At 62.9% G+C, this 12,756-nt stretch carries 23 protein-coding genes; all 23 read left to right on the top strand.

What is annotated here, in order from left to right; genetic code table 11:
- Positions 1 to 621, top strand: a complete 621-nt coding sequence (gene rplD / locus L6637_RS35495) for a 50S ribosomal protein L4 (RefSeq protein ID WP_011088150.1) — start codon at positions 1 to 3, stop codon at positions 619 to 621.
- Positions 618 to 920 (top strand): 50S ribosomal protein L23, encoded by a 303-nt coding sequence (locus L6637_RS35490; RefSeq protein ID WP_237861442.1) that lies wholly within the window; start codon positions 618 to 620, stop codon positions 918 to 920. Before rplD ends, L6637_RS35490 begins: the two co-directional genes overlap by 4 nt.
- Before the next feature lie 12 nt (positions 921 to 932).
- The gene (gene rplB / locus L6637_RS35485) at positions 933 to 1,766 is read left to right on the top strand and encodes a 50S ribosomal protein L2 (protein WP_237861443.1); all 834 of its coding nucleotides are present in this window, start codon (positions 933 to 935) and stop codon (positions 1,764 to 1,766) included.
- 12 nt (positions 1,767 to 1,778) lie between these two features.
- Positions 1,779 to 2,057: a 30S ribosomal protein S19 gene (gene rpsS, locus L6637_RS35480; RefSeq protein WP_007603021.1), complete on the top strand. Its 279-nt coding sequence runs from the start codon at positions 1,779 to 1,781 to the stop codon at positions 2,055 to 2,057.
- 10 nt (positions 2,058 to 2,067) lie between these two features.
- Positions 2,068 to 2,457 (top strand): 50S ribosomal protein L22, encoded by a 390-nt coding sequence (gene rplV, locus L6637_RS35475; protein WP_057745488.1) that lies wholly within the window; start codon positions 2,068 to 2,070, stop codon positions 2,455 to 2,457.
- 18 nt (positions 2,458 to 2,475) lie between these two features.
- Entirely contained in the window at positions 2,476 to 3,201 is a 726-nt protein-coding gene (rpsC, locus tag L6637_RS35470) for a 30S ribosomal protein S3 (protein WP_237861444.1), read from the top strand.
- A 30-nt stretch (positions 3,202 to 3,231) separates the two neighbouring features.
- Complete coding sequence (gene rplP, locus L6637_RS35465) at positions 3,232 to 3,645, top strand: 50S ribosomal protein L16 (protein WP_008136349.1); 414 nt, start codon at positions 3,232 to 3,234, stop codon at positions 3,643 to 3,645.
- A gap of 5 nt (positions 3,646 to 3,650) precedes the next feature.
- On the top strand, positions 3,651 to 3,857 hold the full coding sequence (gene rpmC, locus L6637_RS35460) for a 50S ribosomal protein L29 (RefSeq protein ID WP_027535297.1): 207 nt from the start codon (positions 3,651 to 3,653) through the stop codon (positions 3,855 to 3,857).
- 13 nt (positions 3,858 to 3,870) lie between these two features.
- Complete coding sequence (gene rpsQ / locus L6637_RS35455; RefSeq protein ID WP_057745481.1) at positions 3,871 to 4,119, top strand: 30S ribosomal protein S17; 249 nt, start codon at positions 3,871 to 3,873, stop codon at positions 4,117 to 4,119.
- Positions 4,120 to 4,203: 84 nt separating this feature from the next.
- Positions 4,204 to 4,572, top strand: a complete 369-nt coding sequence (rplN, locus tag L6637_RS35450) for a 50S ribosomal protein L14 (RefSeq protein WP_008549246.1) — start codon at positions 4,204 to 4,206, stop codon at positions 4,570 to 4,572.
- On the top strand, positions 4,572 to 4,886 hold the full coding sequence (gene rplX, locus L6637_RS35445) for a 50S ribosomal protein L24 (protein WP_007603031.1): 315 nt from the start codon (positions 4,572 to 4,574) through the stop codon (positions 4,884 to 4,886). The genes rplN and rplX overlap by 1 nt, the downstream gene beginning before the upstream one ends.
- A complete protein-coding gene (gene rplE / locus L6637_RS35440) occupies positions 4,879 to 5,436 on the top strand; it encodes a 50S ribosomal protein L5 (protein WP_128966828.1) in 558 nt (185 codons plus the stop codon). Before rplX ends, rplE begins: the two co-directional genes overlap by 8 nt.
- 46 nt (positions 5,437 to 5,482) lie before the next feature.
- On the top strand, positions 5,483 to 5,788 hold the full coding sequence (rpsN, locus tag L6637_RS35435) for a 30S ribosomal protein S14 (RefSeq protein ID WP_027535302.1): 306 nt from the start codon (positions 5,483 to 5,485) through the stop codon (positions 5,786 to 5,788).
- Between the two features lie 14 nt (positions 5,789 to 5,802).
- Positions 5,803 to 6,201 carry a 30S ribosomal protein S8 gene (gene rpsH, locus L6637_RS35430; RefSeq protein ID WP_057745471.1) on the top strand — a complete coding sequence of 133 codons (399 nt, stop codon included), beginning with the start codon at positions 5,803 to 5,805 and terminating at the stop codon, positions 6,199 to 6,201.
- A 16-nt stretch (positions 6,202 to 6,217) separates the two neighbouring features.
- Positions 6,218 to 6,751, top strand: coding sequence for a 50S ribosomal protein L6 (rplF, locus tag L6637_RS35425; protein WP_237861445.1), 534 nt, complete (start codon positions 6,218 to 6,220; stop codon positions 6,749 to 6,751).
- Between the two features lie 11 nt (positions 6,752 to 6,762).
- Positions 6,763 to 7,125 (top strand): 50S ribosomal protein L18, encoded by a 363-nt coding sequence (gene rplR / locus L6637_RS35420; RefSeq protein ID WP_007603036.1) that lies wholly within the window; start codon positions 6,763 to 6,765, stop codon positions 7,123 to 7,125.
- Positions 7,126 to 7,169: 44 nt separating this feature from the next.
- The gene (rpsE, locus tag L6637_RS35415) at positions 7,170 to 7,763 is read left to right on the top strand and encodes a 30S ribosomal protein S5 (RefSeq protein WP_057745465.1); all 594 of its coding nucleotides are present in this window, start codon (positions 7,170 to 7,172) and stop codon (positions 7,761 to 7,763) included.
- A 25-nt stretch (positions 7,764 to 7,788) separates the two neighbouring features.
- On the top strand, positions 7,789 to 7,983 hold the full coding sequence (gene rpmD / locus L6637_RS35410; protein ID WP_063682061.1) for a 50S ribosomal protein L30: 195 nt from the start codon (positions 7,789 to 7,791) through the stop codon (positions 7,981 to 7,983).
- 75 nt (positions 7,984 to 8,058) lie between these two features.
- Positions 8,059 to 8,544 carry a 50S ribosomal protein L15 gene (gene rplO, locus L6637_RS35405; RefSeq protein WP_128951226.1) on the top strand — a complete coding sequence of 162 codons (486 nt, stop codon included), beginning with the start codon at positions 8,059 to 8,061 and terminating at the stop codon, positions 8,542 to 8,544.
- A gap of 151 nt (positions 8,545 to 8,695) precedes the next feature.
- The gene (gene secY / locus L6637_RS35400; RefSeq protein WP_237861446.1) at positions 8,696 to 10,027 is read left to right on the top strand and encodes a preprotein translocase subunit SecY; all 1,332 of its coding nucleotides are present in this window, start codon (positions 8,696 to 8,698) and stop codon (positions 10,025 to 10,027) included.
- A gap of 13 nt (positions 10,028 to 10,040) precedes the next feature.
- On the top strand, positions 10,041 to 11,246 hold the full coding sequence (locus L6637_RS35395; protein WP_237873562.1) for a preprotein translocase subunit SecY: 1,206 nt from the start codon (positions 10,041 to 10,043) through the stop codon (positions 11,244 to 11,246).
- Positions 11,243 to 12,097 (top strand): adenylate kinase, encoded by an 855-nt coding sequence (locus L6637_RS35390; protein WP_237861450.1) that lies wholly within the window; start codon positions 11,243 to 11,245, stop codon positions 12,095 to 12,097. The genes L6637_RS35395 and L6637_RS35390 overlap by 4 nt, the downstream gene beginning before the upstream one ends.
- 188 nt (positions 12,098 to 12,285) lie before the next feature.
- Positions 12,286 to 12,654, top strand: coding sequence for a 30S ribosomal protein S13 (rpsM, locus tag L6637_RS35385; protein ID WP_014494511.1), 369 nt, complete (start codon positions 12,286 to 12,288; stop codon positions 12,652 to 12,654).
- Positions 12,655 to 12,756 lie beyond the last annotated feature (102 nt).

Genomic DNA, 12,756 nt, shown 5'->3' with positions numbered 1-12,756 from the left:
ATGGAACTAAAGGTCACCACCCTCGAAGGTAAGGAAGCGGGCTCGGTCCAGCTGTCCGACGCCATTTTCGGCCTTGAGCCGCGCCAGGACATCATTGCGCGTTGCGTGCAGTGGCAGCTCAACAAGCGTCAGGCCGGCACGCACAAGGCCAAGGGTCGCGCCGAGATCTGGCGCACCGGCAAGAAGATGTACAAGCAGAAGGGCACCGGCGGTGCTCGTCACGGCTCGGCCCGCGTGCCGCAGTTCCGCGGCGGCGGTCGTGCCTTCGGACCGGTCGTGCGTTCGCACGCGACCGACCTGCCGAAGAAGGTCCGTGCGCTCGCTCTGAAGCATGCGCTGTCGGCCAAGGCCAAGGACGGCGATCTGCTCGTGATCGACAAGGCCGCGCTGGAAGCCGCCAAGACCAAGGCGCTGCTCGGTCACTTCTCGGGCCTCGGGCTCACCAACGCGCTGATCATCGACGGTGCCGAGCTCAACAACGGCTTCGCCGCTGCGGCCCGCAACATCCCGAACATGGACGTGCTGCCGATCCAGGGCATCAACGTCTATGACATCCTGCGCCGTCAGAAGCTCGTTCTGACCAAGGCCGCCATCGATGCGCTGGAGGCGCGCTTCAAATGAGCAAGAACATCGAGCCTCGGCATTATGACGTGATCGTCGCACCGGTCGTCACCGAAAAGGCGACGCTGGCGTCCGAGCACAACAAGGTCCTGTTCAAGGTGGCCGCGAAGGCGACCAAGCCGCAGATCAAGGAAGCAATCGAGAAGCTGTTCGACGTCAAGGTCAAGAGCGTCAACACGCTGGTCCGCAAGGGCAAGACCAAGGTCTTCCGCGGCAATCTCGGTTCGCAGTCGAACACCAAGCGCGCGATCGTGACCCTCGAAGAGGGTCATCGGATCGACGTGACCACCGGTCTGTAAGGTCGCACGACGATGGCACTGAAGAAATTCAATCCCACGACACCGGGCCAGCGCCAGCTGGTCATGGTCGATCGTTCGGCCCTCTACAAGGGCAAGCCGGTCAAGGCGCTCACCGAAGGCAAGCACTCCTCGGGCGGTCGCAACAATACCGGTCGCATCACCGTGCGCTTCCGCGGCGGCGGTCACAAGCAGACCCTCCGCATTGTCGACTTCAAGCGCGACAAGGTCGACGCGCCCGCGACCGTTGAGCGGCTGGAATACGATCCGAACCGCACCGCGTTTATCGCGCTGGTCAAGTACGAAGACGGCACCCAGGCCTATATCCTGGCGCCGCAGCGTCTGGCGGTCGGCGATTCCGTGGTTGCCGGCAACTATGTCGACGTGAAGCCGGGCAACGTCATGCCGCTTGGCAACATGCCGGTCGGCACGATCATCCACAACATCGAGGTCAAGATCGGGAAGGGCGGTCAGCTCGCCCGCTCCGCCGGCACCTATGCCCAGCTCGTCGGTCGCGATCAGGACTACGTGATCATCCGTCTGAATTCGGGTGAGCAGCGTCTCGTGCACGGCCGTTGCCGCGGCACGATCGGCGCGGTGTCGAACCCGGATCACATGAATACCTCGATCGGCAAGGCCGGCCGCAACCGTTGGCTGGGCCGCAAGCCGCATAACCGCGGTGTTTCGATGAACCCGATCGACCATCCGCACGGCGGTGGTGAAGGTCGTACCTCGGGCGGTCGCCACCCGGTCACCCCGTGGGGCAAGCCGACCAAGGGCAAGAAGACCCGCACCAACAAGTCGACCAACAAATTCATTCTCCTAAGCCGCCACAAGCGGAAGAAGTAAGGAACGCCGGACATGGTTCGTTCAGTCTGGAAAGGCCCGTTCGTCGAGGGTTCTCTGCTCAAGAAGGCAGATGCCGCCCGCTCGTCCGGCCGTCACGACGTCATCAAGATCTGGAGCCGTCGTTCGACGATCCTGCCGCAATTCGTCGGTCTGACCTTCGGCGTCTACAACGGTCAGAAGCACGTGCCGGTGGCCGTCAACGAGGAAATGGTCGGTCACAAGTTCGGCGAGTTCTCGCCGACCCGGACCTTCCATGGCCACTCCGGCGACAAGAAAGCCAAGAAGGCTTGAGGATTAAACGATGAGCAAACCTAAGCGCGAACGGAGCCTCGCCGAGAACGAGGCCAAGGCGGTCGCCCGGATGCTGCGGGTGAGCCCGCAGAAGCTCAACCTGGTCGCCCAGCTCATTCGCGGCCGGAAGGCTTCCGCTGCGCTCGCCGATCTGCAGTTCTCGCGCAAGCGGATCGCGGTCGACGTGAAGAAGTGCCTGGAATCGGCTATCGCCAATGCCGAGAACAACCACGACCTCGACGTCGATGATCTCGTCGTAGCGCAGGCCTTCGTCGGCAACGGCCTCGTGATGAAGCGTTTTGCCGCCCGCGGCCGTGGCCGCTCGGGCCGTGTCTACAAACCATTTTCGCAGCTGACGATCATTGTTCGTCAGGTCGAAGCCGAAGCAGCAGCGGCTTAAGGGTCGCAGGAGAAAACGATGGGTCAAAAGATCAATCCGATCGGTCTGCGTCTCGGCATCAACCGGACCTGGGATTCCCGCTGGTTCGCCGGCAAGCAGGAATACGGCAAGCTGCTGCACGAGGACGTCAAGATCCGCGAGATCCTGCACAAGGAGCTCAAGCAGGCGGCCGTCGCCCGCATCGTGATCGAGCGTCCGCACAAGAAGTGCCGCGTCACCATCCACTCGGCTCGTCCGGGCGTGGTGATCGGCAAGAAGGGCGCCGACATCGACAAGCTGCGCAAGAAGGTCGCGGACATCACCTCGTCCGACGTCGTCATCAACATCGTCGAAATCCGCAAGCCGGAGCTCGATGCGACGCTGGTGGCCGAGTCGATCGCCCAGCAGCTGGAGCGCCGCGTTGCGTTCCGCCGTGCCATGAAGCGCGCCGTTCAATCGGCGATGCGTCTCGGCGCGGAAGGCATCCGCATCAACTGCTCGGGTCGTCTGGGCGGTGCGGAAATCGCGCGCATGGAGTGGTATCGCGAAGGCCGCGTGCCGCTGCACACCCTGCGCGCCGACATCGATTACGGCGTTGCGACCGCGTTCACGACCTTCGGCACCTGCGGCGTCAAGGTCTGGATCTTCAAGGGTGAGATCCTCGAGCACGATCCGATGGCCCAGGACAAGAGAATGGCCGAAGGCGAGACGGGTGGCGGTGGTGATCGTGGTGGCCGTCAGCGCCGCGATACGGCTGCGGCCTGATCCAGCACAGGAATTTGAGGGCTTAAAGCCATGATGCAACCTAAGAAAACGAAGTTCCGGAAGGCGCATAAGGGCCGTATCCACGGCGTTGCGTCGTCGGGCGCGACGTTGGCGTTCGGCCAGTTCGGCCTGAAGGCGACCGAGCCTGAGCGCGTCACCGCGCGCCAGATCGAAGCCGCCCGCCGCGCGCTGACCCGCCACATGAAGCGCGCCGGCCGCGTCTGGATCCGCGTGTTCCCCGACGTTCCGGTGTCGAAGAAGCCGGCCGAAGTCCGCATGGGCTCCGGCAAGGGTTCGCCGGAACTGTGGGTCGCCCGCGTCAAGCCGGGCCGGGTGCTGTTCGAGATCGACGGCGTCAACACCCAGACGGCGCGCGAAGCGCTGACGCTCGCGGCCGCCAAGCTGCCGATCAAGACGCGCTTCGTCGAGCGCATTGCGGAGTAATGGCCATGGCCCAGATGAAGATCGAAGACATCCGCGCGATGAGCCCCGACCAGCAGGACGATGCAGTCCTGAACCTGAAGAAGGAGCGCTTCAACCTGCGCTTCCAGCGTGCCACCGGGCAGCTCGAGAACACCTCGCGTCTGCGCGAGGCTCGCCGCGACATCGCCCGGATCAAGACCGTCGCCGCGCAAGCGCGCGCGAAGAAGAAGTAAGGGGCTAACGGATATGCCGAAACGTACTTTGCAAGGCGTGGTCGTCAGCGACAAGACTGCCAAGACCGTCGTGGTGCGCGTCGATCGCCGCTTCACGCACCCGATCTACAAGAAGACGATCCGTCGTTCGAAGAACTACCACGCGCACGACGAGAACAACGAGTTCAAGCCGGGCGACATGGTCTGGATCGAAGAGACCAAGCCGATTTCGAAGTTGAAGTGCTGGATCGTGATCCGGGGCGAACACAAGAAAAGCGCCTGATCTGTTGGCCTTGGCCGACTGACTTCAGGGAAATGTTGAGCGCCGGCTAGGCTGGCGCAAAGAGAAAGAGGACGAGGTGCATCAATGATTCAGATGCAGACCAACCTCGACGTGGCCGATAATTCTGGCGCACGCCGTGTCATGTGTATCAAGGTGCTCGGAGGCTCCAAGCGCCGCTACGCGACGATCGGCGACATCATTGTCGTCTCGATCAAGGAAGCCATTCCACGTGGCAAGGTGAAGAAGGGCGACGTGATGAAGGCCGTCGTGGTGCGTGTCCGCAAGGACATCCGCCGCGCTGACGGTTCGGTCATCCGCTTCGACCGCAACGCCGCTGTCCTGATCAACAACCAGGCCGAGCCGGTCGGCACCCGTATCTTCGGGCCCGTGCCGCGCGAGCTGCGTGCGAAAAATCACATGAAGATCATTTCGCTCGCGCCGGAGGTGCTGTGATGGCTGCGAAGATCCGCAAGGGCGACAAGGTCGTCGTGCTGACCGGCCGCGACAAGGGTCGCACCGGCGAGGTGTTTGAAGTTCGCCCCGACGCCGGTACGGCGCTCGTGCGCGGCATCAACATGGTCAAGCGTCACCAGAAGCAGACGCAGGCCCAGGAGGGCGGCATCATCTCGAAGGAGTCGCCGATCCAACTGTCCAACATCGCGTATGTCGGCAAGGACGGAAAGCCGACCCGCGTCGGATTCAAGATTCTGGCGGACGGCAAGAAGGTCCGCATCGCCAAGAGCTCGGGAGCTGAGATCGATGGCTGAGGCCGCTTATACCCCGCGCCTGCGCGCGGAATACGATGCGAAGATCCGCACGGCGATGACCGAGAAGTTCGGTTATCAGAACGTGATGCAGGTTCCGCGTCTGGACAAGGTCGTGCTGAACATGGGCGTTGGCGATTCCGTCAACGACCGCAAGAAGGCCGAGACCGCAGCTGCCGAGCTGACCCAGATCGCCGGCCAGAAGGCAATCGTGACCTACTCCCGTATCGCGATCGCGACCTTCAAGCTGCGTGAGAATCAGCCGATCGGCTGCAAGGTCACGCTGCGCAAGGCCCGTATGTACGAGTTCATCGATCGCCTGGTGACGGTCGCGCTGCCGCGCGTCCGCGACTTCCGCGGCCTGAACCCGAAGAGCTTTGACGGCCGCGGCAACTACTCGCTCGGCATCAAGGAGCACATCATTTTCCCCGAGATCGACTTCGACAAGGTCACGGAAGCCCGTGGTATGGACATCACCGTCTGCACCACGGCCAAGACCGACGAAGAGGCGAGGGCCTTGTTGACCGCTTTCAATTTCCCGTTCCGGCAGTGAGACGCTGACCTAAAGCCTCTCAAACGCGGATACCCAGGAGCCAAGCATGGCAAAGAAGAGTTCAATCGAGAAGAACAACCGGCGCAAGCGGATGGTGAAGAACGCCGCCCCGAAGCGCGAGCGGTTGAAGGCGATCATCGCCGACAAGACGCTGCCGATGGAGGAGCGGTTCGCCGCCACCCTGAAGCTTGCGGAAATGCCGCGCAATTCGTCGGCCACCCGCATTCGTCTGCGTTGCGAGCTGTCGGGCCGCCCGCGCTCGAACTATCGCAAGAACAAGCTGTCCCGTATCGCGCTCCGCGACCTTGGCTCCAAGGGCATGGTCCCGGGTCTCGTGAAGTCGAGCTGGTAAGGAGGGTCGTTTAGATGTCTACGCACGATCCAATCAGCGATCTGATCACCCGCATTCGCAACGCGCAGATGCGCTCCAAGAGCAAGGTCTCCACGCCCGGCTCGAAGATGCGCGAGAACGTCCTCGAAGTGCTCAAGAGCGAGGGCTACATCCGCGGTTACGCCACCCTCGAGCACGCCTCGGGCCGCAGCGAGATCGAGATCGAGCTGAAGTATTTCGACGGCGAGCCCGTCATCCGCGAGATCGAACGTGTCTCCAAGCCAGGGCGTCGCGTGTACGCCTCGGTGAAGAACCTGCCGCGGGTCAATAACGGGCTCGGTATTTCGGTGTTGTCGACGCCGAAGGGGATCATGGCCGACCACAGTGCGCGTGAAGCGAACGTGGGCGGTGAAGTCCTCTTCACGGTGTTCTGAGAAGGGTTTTTGATCCATGTCACGAGTTGGCAAAAGGCCTGTGGCGGTGCCGTCCGGTGTGACCGCGACCGTCGATGGGCAGACCGTCAAGATGAAGGGCCCGAAGGGCCAGCTTCAGTTCGTCGTCCATGACGACGTCGAGGTGAAGCTCGAGAGCGGCCAGATCAAGGTCAAGCCGCGGGCTGAGACCAATCGCGCGCGGGCGCTGTATGGCACCGCTCGCGCCCAGGTCGCGAATCTGGTCGAAGGCGTCACCAAGGGCTTCGAGAAGAAGCTTGAGATCACCGGCGTCGGTTACCGCGCCGCGATGCAGGGAAAGAACCTGCAACTCGCGCTCGGGTACAGCCACGACGTGATCTACGCGATCCCGGAAGGGATCACGATCGCCGTGCCGAAGCCGACCGAAATCACGGTGTCGGGCAGCGACATTCAGCGCGTCGGCCAGGTTGCCGCCGAGATCCGCTCCTATCGTCCGCCGGAGCCCTACAAGGGCAAGGGCGTGAAGTATGTGGGCGAATTCATCTTCCGCAAGGAAGGCAAGAAGAAGTAACGGAGCCGGTCATGTCCAAAGCCAAGGTTACCAATGCCCGGCGCAAGCGGAGTGTGCGGCTGAAGCTGCGCCGCTCCGGTGGTGGTCGTCCGCGTCTGTCGGTGTTCCGCTCGTCCAAGCACATCTACGCCCAGGTCATCGACGACCTGAAGGGCGAGACGCTGGCCTCTGCCTCGTCGCTCGAGAAGTCGATGCGCGACGGCGGCAAGACCGGCGCCGACATCGATGCAGCGAAGGCGGTCGGCAAGCTGCTGGCCGAACGCGCCGCCGAGAAGGGCGTCAAGGAAGTCGTGTTCGATCGCGGCAGCTACCTCTACCACGGGCGCGTCAAGGCTCTCGCCGACGCTGCGCGTGAGAGCGGGCTGAGCTTCTAACAGAATTTGAGGATTGAGGCGCAAGCCTCTGAAGGATTGGAAAAATGGCAGAACGCGAACAACGTGGTGGACGCGATCAACGCGGCGGCGGGCGTGAACGCAAGGAGCGCGAGGAGCGCGACAGCGAGTTCGTCGACAAGCTCGTCCACATCAATCGCGTGGCCAAGGTCGTCAAGGGCGGCAAGCGCTTCGGTTTCGCTGCGCTGGTCGTGATCGGCGATCAGAAGGGCCGCGCCGGCTTCGGTCATGGCAAGGCGCGCGAAGTGCCCGAGGCGATCCGCAAGGCCACCGAGTCCGCCAAGCGCAACCTGACCCGCGTGTCGCTGCGCGAGGGTCGTACGCTGCATCACGACATCGCCGGCCGTCATGGCGCTGGCCGCGTCTACCTGCGTGCAGCTCCGGCCGGTACCGGCATCATCGCCGGTGGCCCGATGCGCGCCGTGTTCGAGACGCTCGGCGTCCAGGACGTGGTGGCGAAGTCGATCGGCTCGTCGAACCCGTACAACATGGTTCGCGCGACCTTCGATGCGCTGAAGCACCAGGACTCACCGCGTTCGGTCGCGGCGCGCCGCAACATCAAGGTGTCCACCCTCCAGGGTCGTCGCATCGGCGGCGATGCCGAGGCGGCGGCGGACTAACCAACGCTTTTCGGAGTAGACCACGATGGCCAAGGCCGCAAAGACGATCAAGCTCGAGCAGACCGGCAGCGCGATCCGCCGCCATCACTCGCAGCGTTCGACGCTGATCGGGCTCAAGCTCAACAAGATCGGCCGCGTCAGCGAACTGCCGGACACCCCGGCCGTCCGCGGCATGATCGAAAAGGTTCACCATCTCGTTCGCATCGTCGACGAGAAGTAAAATTGCGCGCATGATCCCGAAGGGCGGATCCCGGTTTTCGGACCAGATCATGCGCAAAACACAAGGAGCAGGGCGATGAAGCTCAGCGATATCGCCGACAACGCCGGCTCGCGCAAGAAGCGCATGCGCGTCGGCCGTGGCATCGGTTCGGGCAAGGGCAAGCAGTCCGGCCGCGGCGGCAAGGGCCAGACCGCGCGTTCGGGCGTGCGCATCAAGGGTTTCGAGGGCGGCCAGATGCCGATGCATCGCCGTCTGCCCAAGCGCGGCTTCAACAACATCTTCCGCGTTGAGTACGCCGAGATCAATCTCGACCGTCTCCAGGATGCGGTCGATGCCAAGAAGCTCGACACTGGCAGCGTCGTCAACGTCGAGGCGCTGGTGAAGGCGGGCGTGCTGCGTCGCGCCAAGGCCGGCCTGCGGCTGCTCGGCCGCGGCGAGCTCAAGGCCAAGCTGAACATCGAAGTCCACGGCGCCACCAAGTCCGCGATCGAAGCGGTCGAGAAGGCCGGTGGTTCGGTGAAGATCCTCGCCCCTGCCAAGGAAGAAGGCGAGGCGGCGTAACAAACGCGTCATTGGCCCGCGCCTCGCGGGCCTTTTTCGCATGCGGGACGATGGACTTATCGAAGCCGAAGCCCCAGATAATGTCCGGCGTCCGCTAGAATAGCCCGGCCGCGGGTATGACGGCGCAAAAGGCGGCGGGAGAAAGTCCAATATGGCCTCTGCAGCGGAACAACTGGCAGCCAACCTCAATTTCGGCGCGTTCGCCAAGGCCGACGAACTGAAGAAGCGCATCTGGTTCACGCTGGGTGCGCTGCTCGTTTATCGGCTCGGCACCTACATCCCGCTGCCCGGCATCGATCCCAACATCTGGGAGCAGGTGTTCAAGTCGCAGGCAGGCGGCATCCTCGGCATGTTCAACATGTTCGCCGGCGGCGGTATCCACCGCATGGCGATCTTCGCGCTGAACATCATGCCGTACATCTCGGCCTCGATCATCATTCAGCTCCTGACCACCGTCTCGCCGCAGCTCGAGGCGCTGAAGAAGGAAGGTGAGGCGGGCCGCAAGACGCTGAACCAGTACACCCGCTATCTGACGGTGATCCTGGCCGCGTTCCAGTCCTACGGCATCGCGGTCGGTCTCGAAGGCGCCGGCAACGTCGTCAGCGATCCCGGCATGTTCTTCCGTCTTTCCACCGCGATCACGCTGACCGGCGGCACCATGTTCCTGATGTGGCTGGGCGAGCAGATCACCTCGCGCGGTATCGGCAACGGTATCTCGCTGATCATTCTCTCCGGCATCGTTGCCGAGCTGCCGGCGGCGCTCGCCAACATGCTCGAGCTTGGCCGTCAGGGTGCGATGTCGACCGGCCTGATCCTGGTCGTGATCGTGATGGCGGTCGCTGTGATCGCCTTCATCGTGTTCATGGAGCGTGCCCAGCGCCGGCTGCTGATCCAGTATCCGAAGCGCCAGGTCGGCAACAAGATGTTCGAGGGCCAGTCCTCGCATCTGCCGCTCAAGCTCAACACCTCGGGCGTGATTCCGCCGATCTTCGCGTCCTCGCTGCTGCTGCTGCCGACCACGGTTGCGAACTTCAACGCCGGCAAGGGGCCGGAATGGTTCCAGTGGATCACCACCCAGCTCGGCCACGGCCGTCCGCTGTTTCTGATCCTCTATCTCGCGCTGATCGTGTTCTTCGCCTTCTTCTACACCGCGATCGTGTTCAACCCGACCGAGACCGCCGACAATCTGAAGAAGCACGGCGGCTTCGTCCCGGGCATCCGCCCCGGCGAGCGCACGGCCGAATATATCGACTACGTGCTGTCGCGCATCACCGTGCTGGGTGCGATCTACCTGGCGATCGTCTGCTTGATCCCGGAGATCCTGATCTCCTACGCCTCGGTGCCGTTCTATTTCGGCGGCACCTCGTTGCTGATCGTTGTCAGTGTCACCATGGACACGGTGGCGCAGGTGCAGGGCTATCTGCTGGCTCATCAGTACGAAGGCCTGATCCGCAAGTCGAAGCTGCGGGGCCGCCGCAGGTAGCGCGCACCGCAACATGACGAACGAGCTCGCGCGCCGCATCGCTATCACGATCGGCGCGCTTCTCGTTTATAGGCTCGGAACGCACATCCCGGTCACCGGCGTCTCGACGTCGATGGGCGCACTGCCGCCGGGCGCATTTGCCCGGTTGTCGATCTTCTCTCTTGGTCTCATCCCCTATCTGAGCGCGGCGATCTTCATTCGATTGCTGTCGCTGGTCTGGAAACGGCTCAGCGCGATCGAGCGCTCCAGCGAGCGCGGCCGCACCAGCATCGCGCGCTACACGCTGCTTCTCACCCTGCTGCTCACCACGTTCCAGGCCTGGGGCATAGCGACGGCCATTCAGCGGATTCCGGAGATCGCCGCTGATTCCGGCGGCTGGTTCGTGCTCTCGACCGCAGTCTCGATGACGGGGGGCGTGTTCTTTCTGATCTGGCTCAGCGAGCAGATTACGCGCCGCGGCATCGGCAACGGCCTCGCGCTGATTCTCAGCGTGGCCATCATTCCTGACCTTCCGGGTGAGCTCGCCGCGATTCTCGACTTGGTGCGGCGTGGCGCGGTTTCCAGCAATCTCGTGCTGGGCCATGCGGCGCTTTGGATAGCGATGGTCGTGCTGATCGTCGTCGTCGAATCCGCGCGGCGGAATGTGCCGGTGCAATTTGCCGAGCGCCGCGTCGGTGAGCGCGTCCTTCTGTCGCGAGCGGTAGTGCTGCCGATCAAGATCAACAGCGCCGGTTATCTGGTGCCCAGCACGGTGGGGCCGTGGCTGATCTATTTGCCGCTCGCCTTTGCCGATTGGATCTTCACTGCCGATACGCCCTGGCTCAACGCGGTCTATCTGCATCTTCACTATGGCCGGCCGGCGCATCTCATCGTCGGATCGCTTGCCGTGTTCGTGCTCGCAATCGTCTACACGGCGTTTGTCGTCGATCCCGATAACGCCGCCGAATCGCTTGCCCGGCAGGGCGGGGTGATTCCCGGCGTCATGCCGGGTGAGGCCACCGCTGAATATCTCGACCGCGTGGTGTCGTCGACGACGCTGTTGGGTGCGGCCTATTTGACTGCGATTTCGCTGATTCCGGAGGTGTTCTTGGCCTACGGGAATGGGCTAGATTACAAAATGGGTGGTGGTGCAGCGCTGATTGTGGTTTGCACTATTCTCGACATTCAAACACAGGTGCGCGACCTATCGCTCACCAATCCGGGGGGCGTACGCCGATGAGAATTATACTTCTTGGACCGCCAGGGTCGGGCAAGGGGACCCAGGCGCAGCGACTGGTGCAGCGCTATGGCATCGTCCAGCTCTCGACCGGCGAGATGTTGCGCGCAGCCGTGGCGGCCGGAACGCCGGTCGGGCTCAAGGCCAAGGAGATCATGGCCAGCGGCGGTCTCGTCCCTGACGACATCGTGGTTGGAATCATCTCCGATCGGATCGACCAGCCGGACGCGAAGAATGGTTTCATCCTGGACGGATTCCCGCGCACTGTGCCGCAGGCCGAGGCGCTGGACGAGCTCCTGAAGCACAAGCACATGAAGCTCGACGCCGTGATCGAGCTGCGCGTCAACGAGAGTGCACTTTTGAGCCGCGTCGAGACTCGTGTCGCCCAGATGCGGGAGCGCGGGGAGGAGGTCCGGGTCGACGACACCCCGGAGGTCCTGACCAGGCGACTCGCCAGCTACCGCAGCCAGACGGAACCGTTGATTCACTACTATTCCGAGCGCCGGAAGCTCTCGACCATCGACGGCATGATGGCCATCGACGAGGTCACCCGTGCCATCCACCGCCAGCTGCTGGCGCTGGGCGCGGTCGAGCCCAAGACCCATGCTCGCAGCGCGGCCAAGGCGGCGCCCGCCAAGAAGGGGGCCAAGAAGGCCAAGGTAGCCAAAAAGCCGGCGAAAACGGCCAAAAAGGCTGCCAAATCGGCGAAATCAGCCAAAAAGGCTGTGAAGGGCGCCAAGAAAGCGGCGAAGAAGGTTGCCAAGAAATCGGTCAAGAAGGCCGCCAAGACGGCAGTCAAAAAGGGTGCCAAAAAGGCCGCAAAAAAGGTCACGAAAAAGCGAGCCAAGCGCTAGCGGCGGTTGACGAAAGCCCCCTGAATCCCTTAATAAGCCCCGCATCCAAGTCGGATAGTTTCAAACGATGCCGGGCCCCAGGAAGACTAGGGGTGGGCGTCGTGTTCGCGTTTGTGAACACCTGCCCGAGAAACATAAGCACTTAAAGCCCGATTCCTGACGAGGGATCGGCAACAGGAGAGAAGGCCGTGGCCCGTATTGCCGGCGTGAACATTCCGACCAACAAGCGCGTGCTGATCGCGCTCCAGTACATCCATGGCATCGGCCAGAAGATCGCTGGTGAGATCCTCGAAAAGGTGAAGATCCCCGAGGATCGTCGCGTCAATCAGCTCAGCGATGCCGAAGTGCTCCAGATCCGCGAAGTCATCGACCGCGACTATCTCGTCGAGGGTGATCTGCGTCGTGAAGTCGGTATCAACATCAAGCGTCTGATGGACCTCGGCTGCTATCGCGGCCTGCGTCATCGTCGCGGTCTGCCGGTGCGCGGTCAGCGCACCCACACCAATGCGCGTACGCGCAAGGGTCCGGCCAAGGCCATCGCCGGCAAGAAGAAGTAAGTTTTCGAATCCAATCGCGGCGTGTGGCGATAGGGGAAACCCGTTCGCCACGCGCCTTTCGTTCCATCAGGTGTAGCCGCTGGCATTACGGCGGCGTTTGAG

It is taken from the genome of Bradyrhizobium zhengyangense, from assembly GCF_022012435.1.
Classification (GTDB): domain Bacteria; phylum Pseudomonadota; class Alphaproteobacteria; order Rhizobiales; family Xanthobacteraceae; genus Bradyrhizobium; species Bradyrhizobium zhengyangense.
The sequence above is the reverse complement of the archived record's forward strand: the minus strand, read 5'-3'. Positions and strand labels throughout refer to the sequence as shown.

Bases quoted from the DNA above. Each gene is read 5' to 3' on its own strand.
- rplD (WP_011088150.1), top strand. From the start codon at position 1: ATGGAACTAAAGGTCACCACCCTCGAAGGTAAGGAAGCGGGCTCGGTC.
- L6637_RS35490 (WP_237861442.1), top strand. From the start codon at position 618: ATGAGCAAGAACATCGAGCCTCGGCATTATGACGTGATCGTCGCACCG.
- rplB (WP_237861443.1), top strand. From the start codon at position 933: ATGGCACTGAAGAAATTCAATCCCACGACACCGGGCCAGCGCCAGCTG.
- rpsS (WP_007603021.1), top strand. From the start codon at position 1,779: ATGGTTCGTTCAGTCTGGAAAGGCCCGTTCGTCGAGGGTTCTCTGCTC.
- rplV (WP_057745488.1), top strand. From the start codon at position 2,068: ATGAGCAAACCTAAGCGCGAACGGAGCCTCGCCGAGAACGAGGCCAAG.
- rpsC (WP_237861444.1), top strand. From the start codon at position 2,476: ATGGGTCAAAAGATCAATCCGATCGGTCTGCGTCTCGGCATCAACCGG.
- rplP (WP_008136349.1), top strand. From the start codon at position 3,232: ATGATGCAACCTAAGAAAACGAAGTTCCGGAAGGCGCATAAGGGCCGT.
- rpmC (WP_027535297.1), top strand. From the start codon at position 3,651: ATGGCCCAGATGAAGATCGAAGACATCCGCGCGATGAGCCCCGACCAG.
- rpsQ (WP_057745481.1), top strand. From the start codon at position 3,871: ATGCCGAAACGTACTTTGCAAGGCGTGGTCGTCAGCGACAAGACTGCC.
- rplN (WP_008549246.1), top strand. From the start codon at position 4,204: ATGATTCAGATGCAGACCAACCTCGACGTGGCCGATAATTCTGGCGCA.
- rplX (WP_007603031.1), top strand. From the start codon at position 4,572: ATGGCTGCGAAGATCCGCAAGGGCGACAAGGTCGTCGTGCTGACCGGC.
- rplE (WP_128966828.1), top strand. From the start codon at position 4,879: ATGGCTGAGGCCGCTTATACCCCGCGCCTGCGCGCGGAATACGATGCG.
- rpsN (WP_027535302.1), top strand. From the start codon at position 5,483: ATGGCAAAGAAGAGTTCAATCGAGAAGAACAACCGGCGCAAGCGGATG.
- rpsH (WP_057745471.1), top strand. From the start codon at position 5,803: ATGTCTACGCACGATCCAATCAGCGATCTGATCACCCGCATTCGCAAC.
- rplF (WP_237861445.1), top strand. From the start codon at position 6,218: ATGTCACGAGTTGGCAAAAGGCCTGTGGCGGTGCCGTCCGGTGTGACC.
- rplR (WP_007603036.1), top strand. From the start codon at position 6,763: ATGTCCAAAGCCAAGGTTACCAATGCCCGGCGCAAGCGGAGTGTGCGG.
- rpsE (WP_057745465.1), top strand. From the start codon at position 7,170: ATGGCAGAACGCGAACAACGTGGTGGACGCGATCAACGCGGCGGCGGG.
- rpmD (WP_063682061.1), top strand. From the start codon at position 7,789: ATGGCCAAGGCCGCAAAGACGATCAAGCTCGAGCAGACCGGCAGCGCG.
- rplO (WP_128951226.1), top strand. From the start codon at position 8,059: ATGAAGCTCAGCGATATCGCCGACAACGCCGGCTCGCGCAAGAAGCGC.
- secY (WP_237861446.1), top strand. From the start codon at position 8,696: ATGGCCTCTGCAGCGGAACAACTGGCAGCCAACCTCAATTTCGGCGCG.
- L6637_RS35395 (WP_237873562.1), top strand. From the start codon at position 10,041: ATGACGAACGAGCTCGCGCGCCGCATCGCTATCACGATCGGCGCGCTT.
- L6637_RS35390 (WP_237861450.1), top strand. From the start codon at position 11,243: ATGAGAATTATACTTCTTGGACCGCCAGGGTCGGGCAAGGGGACCCAG.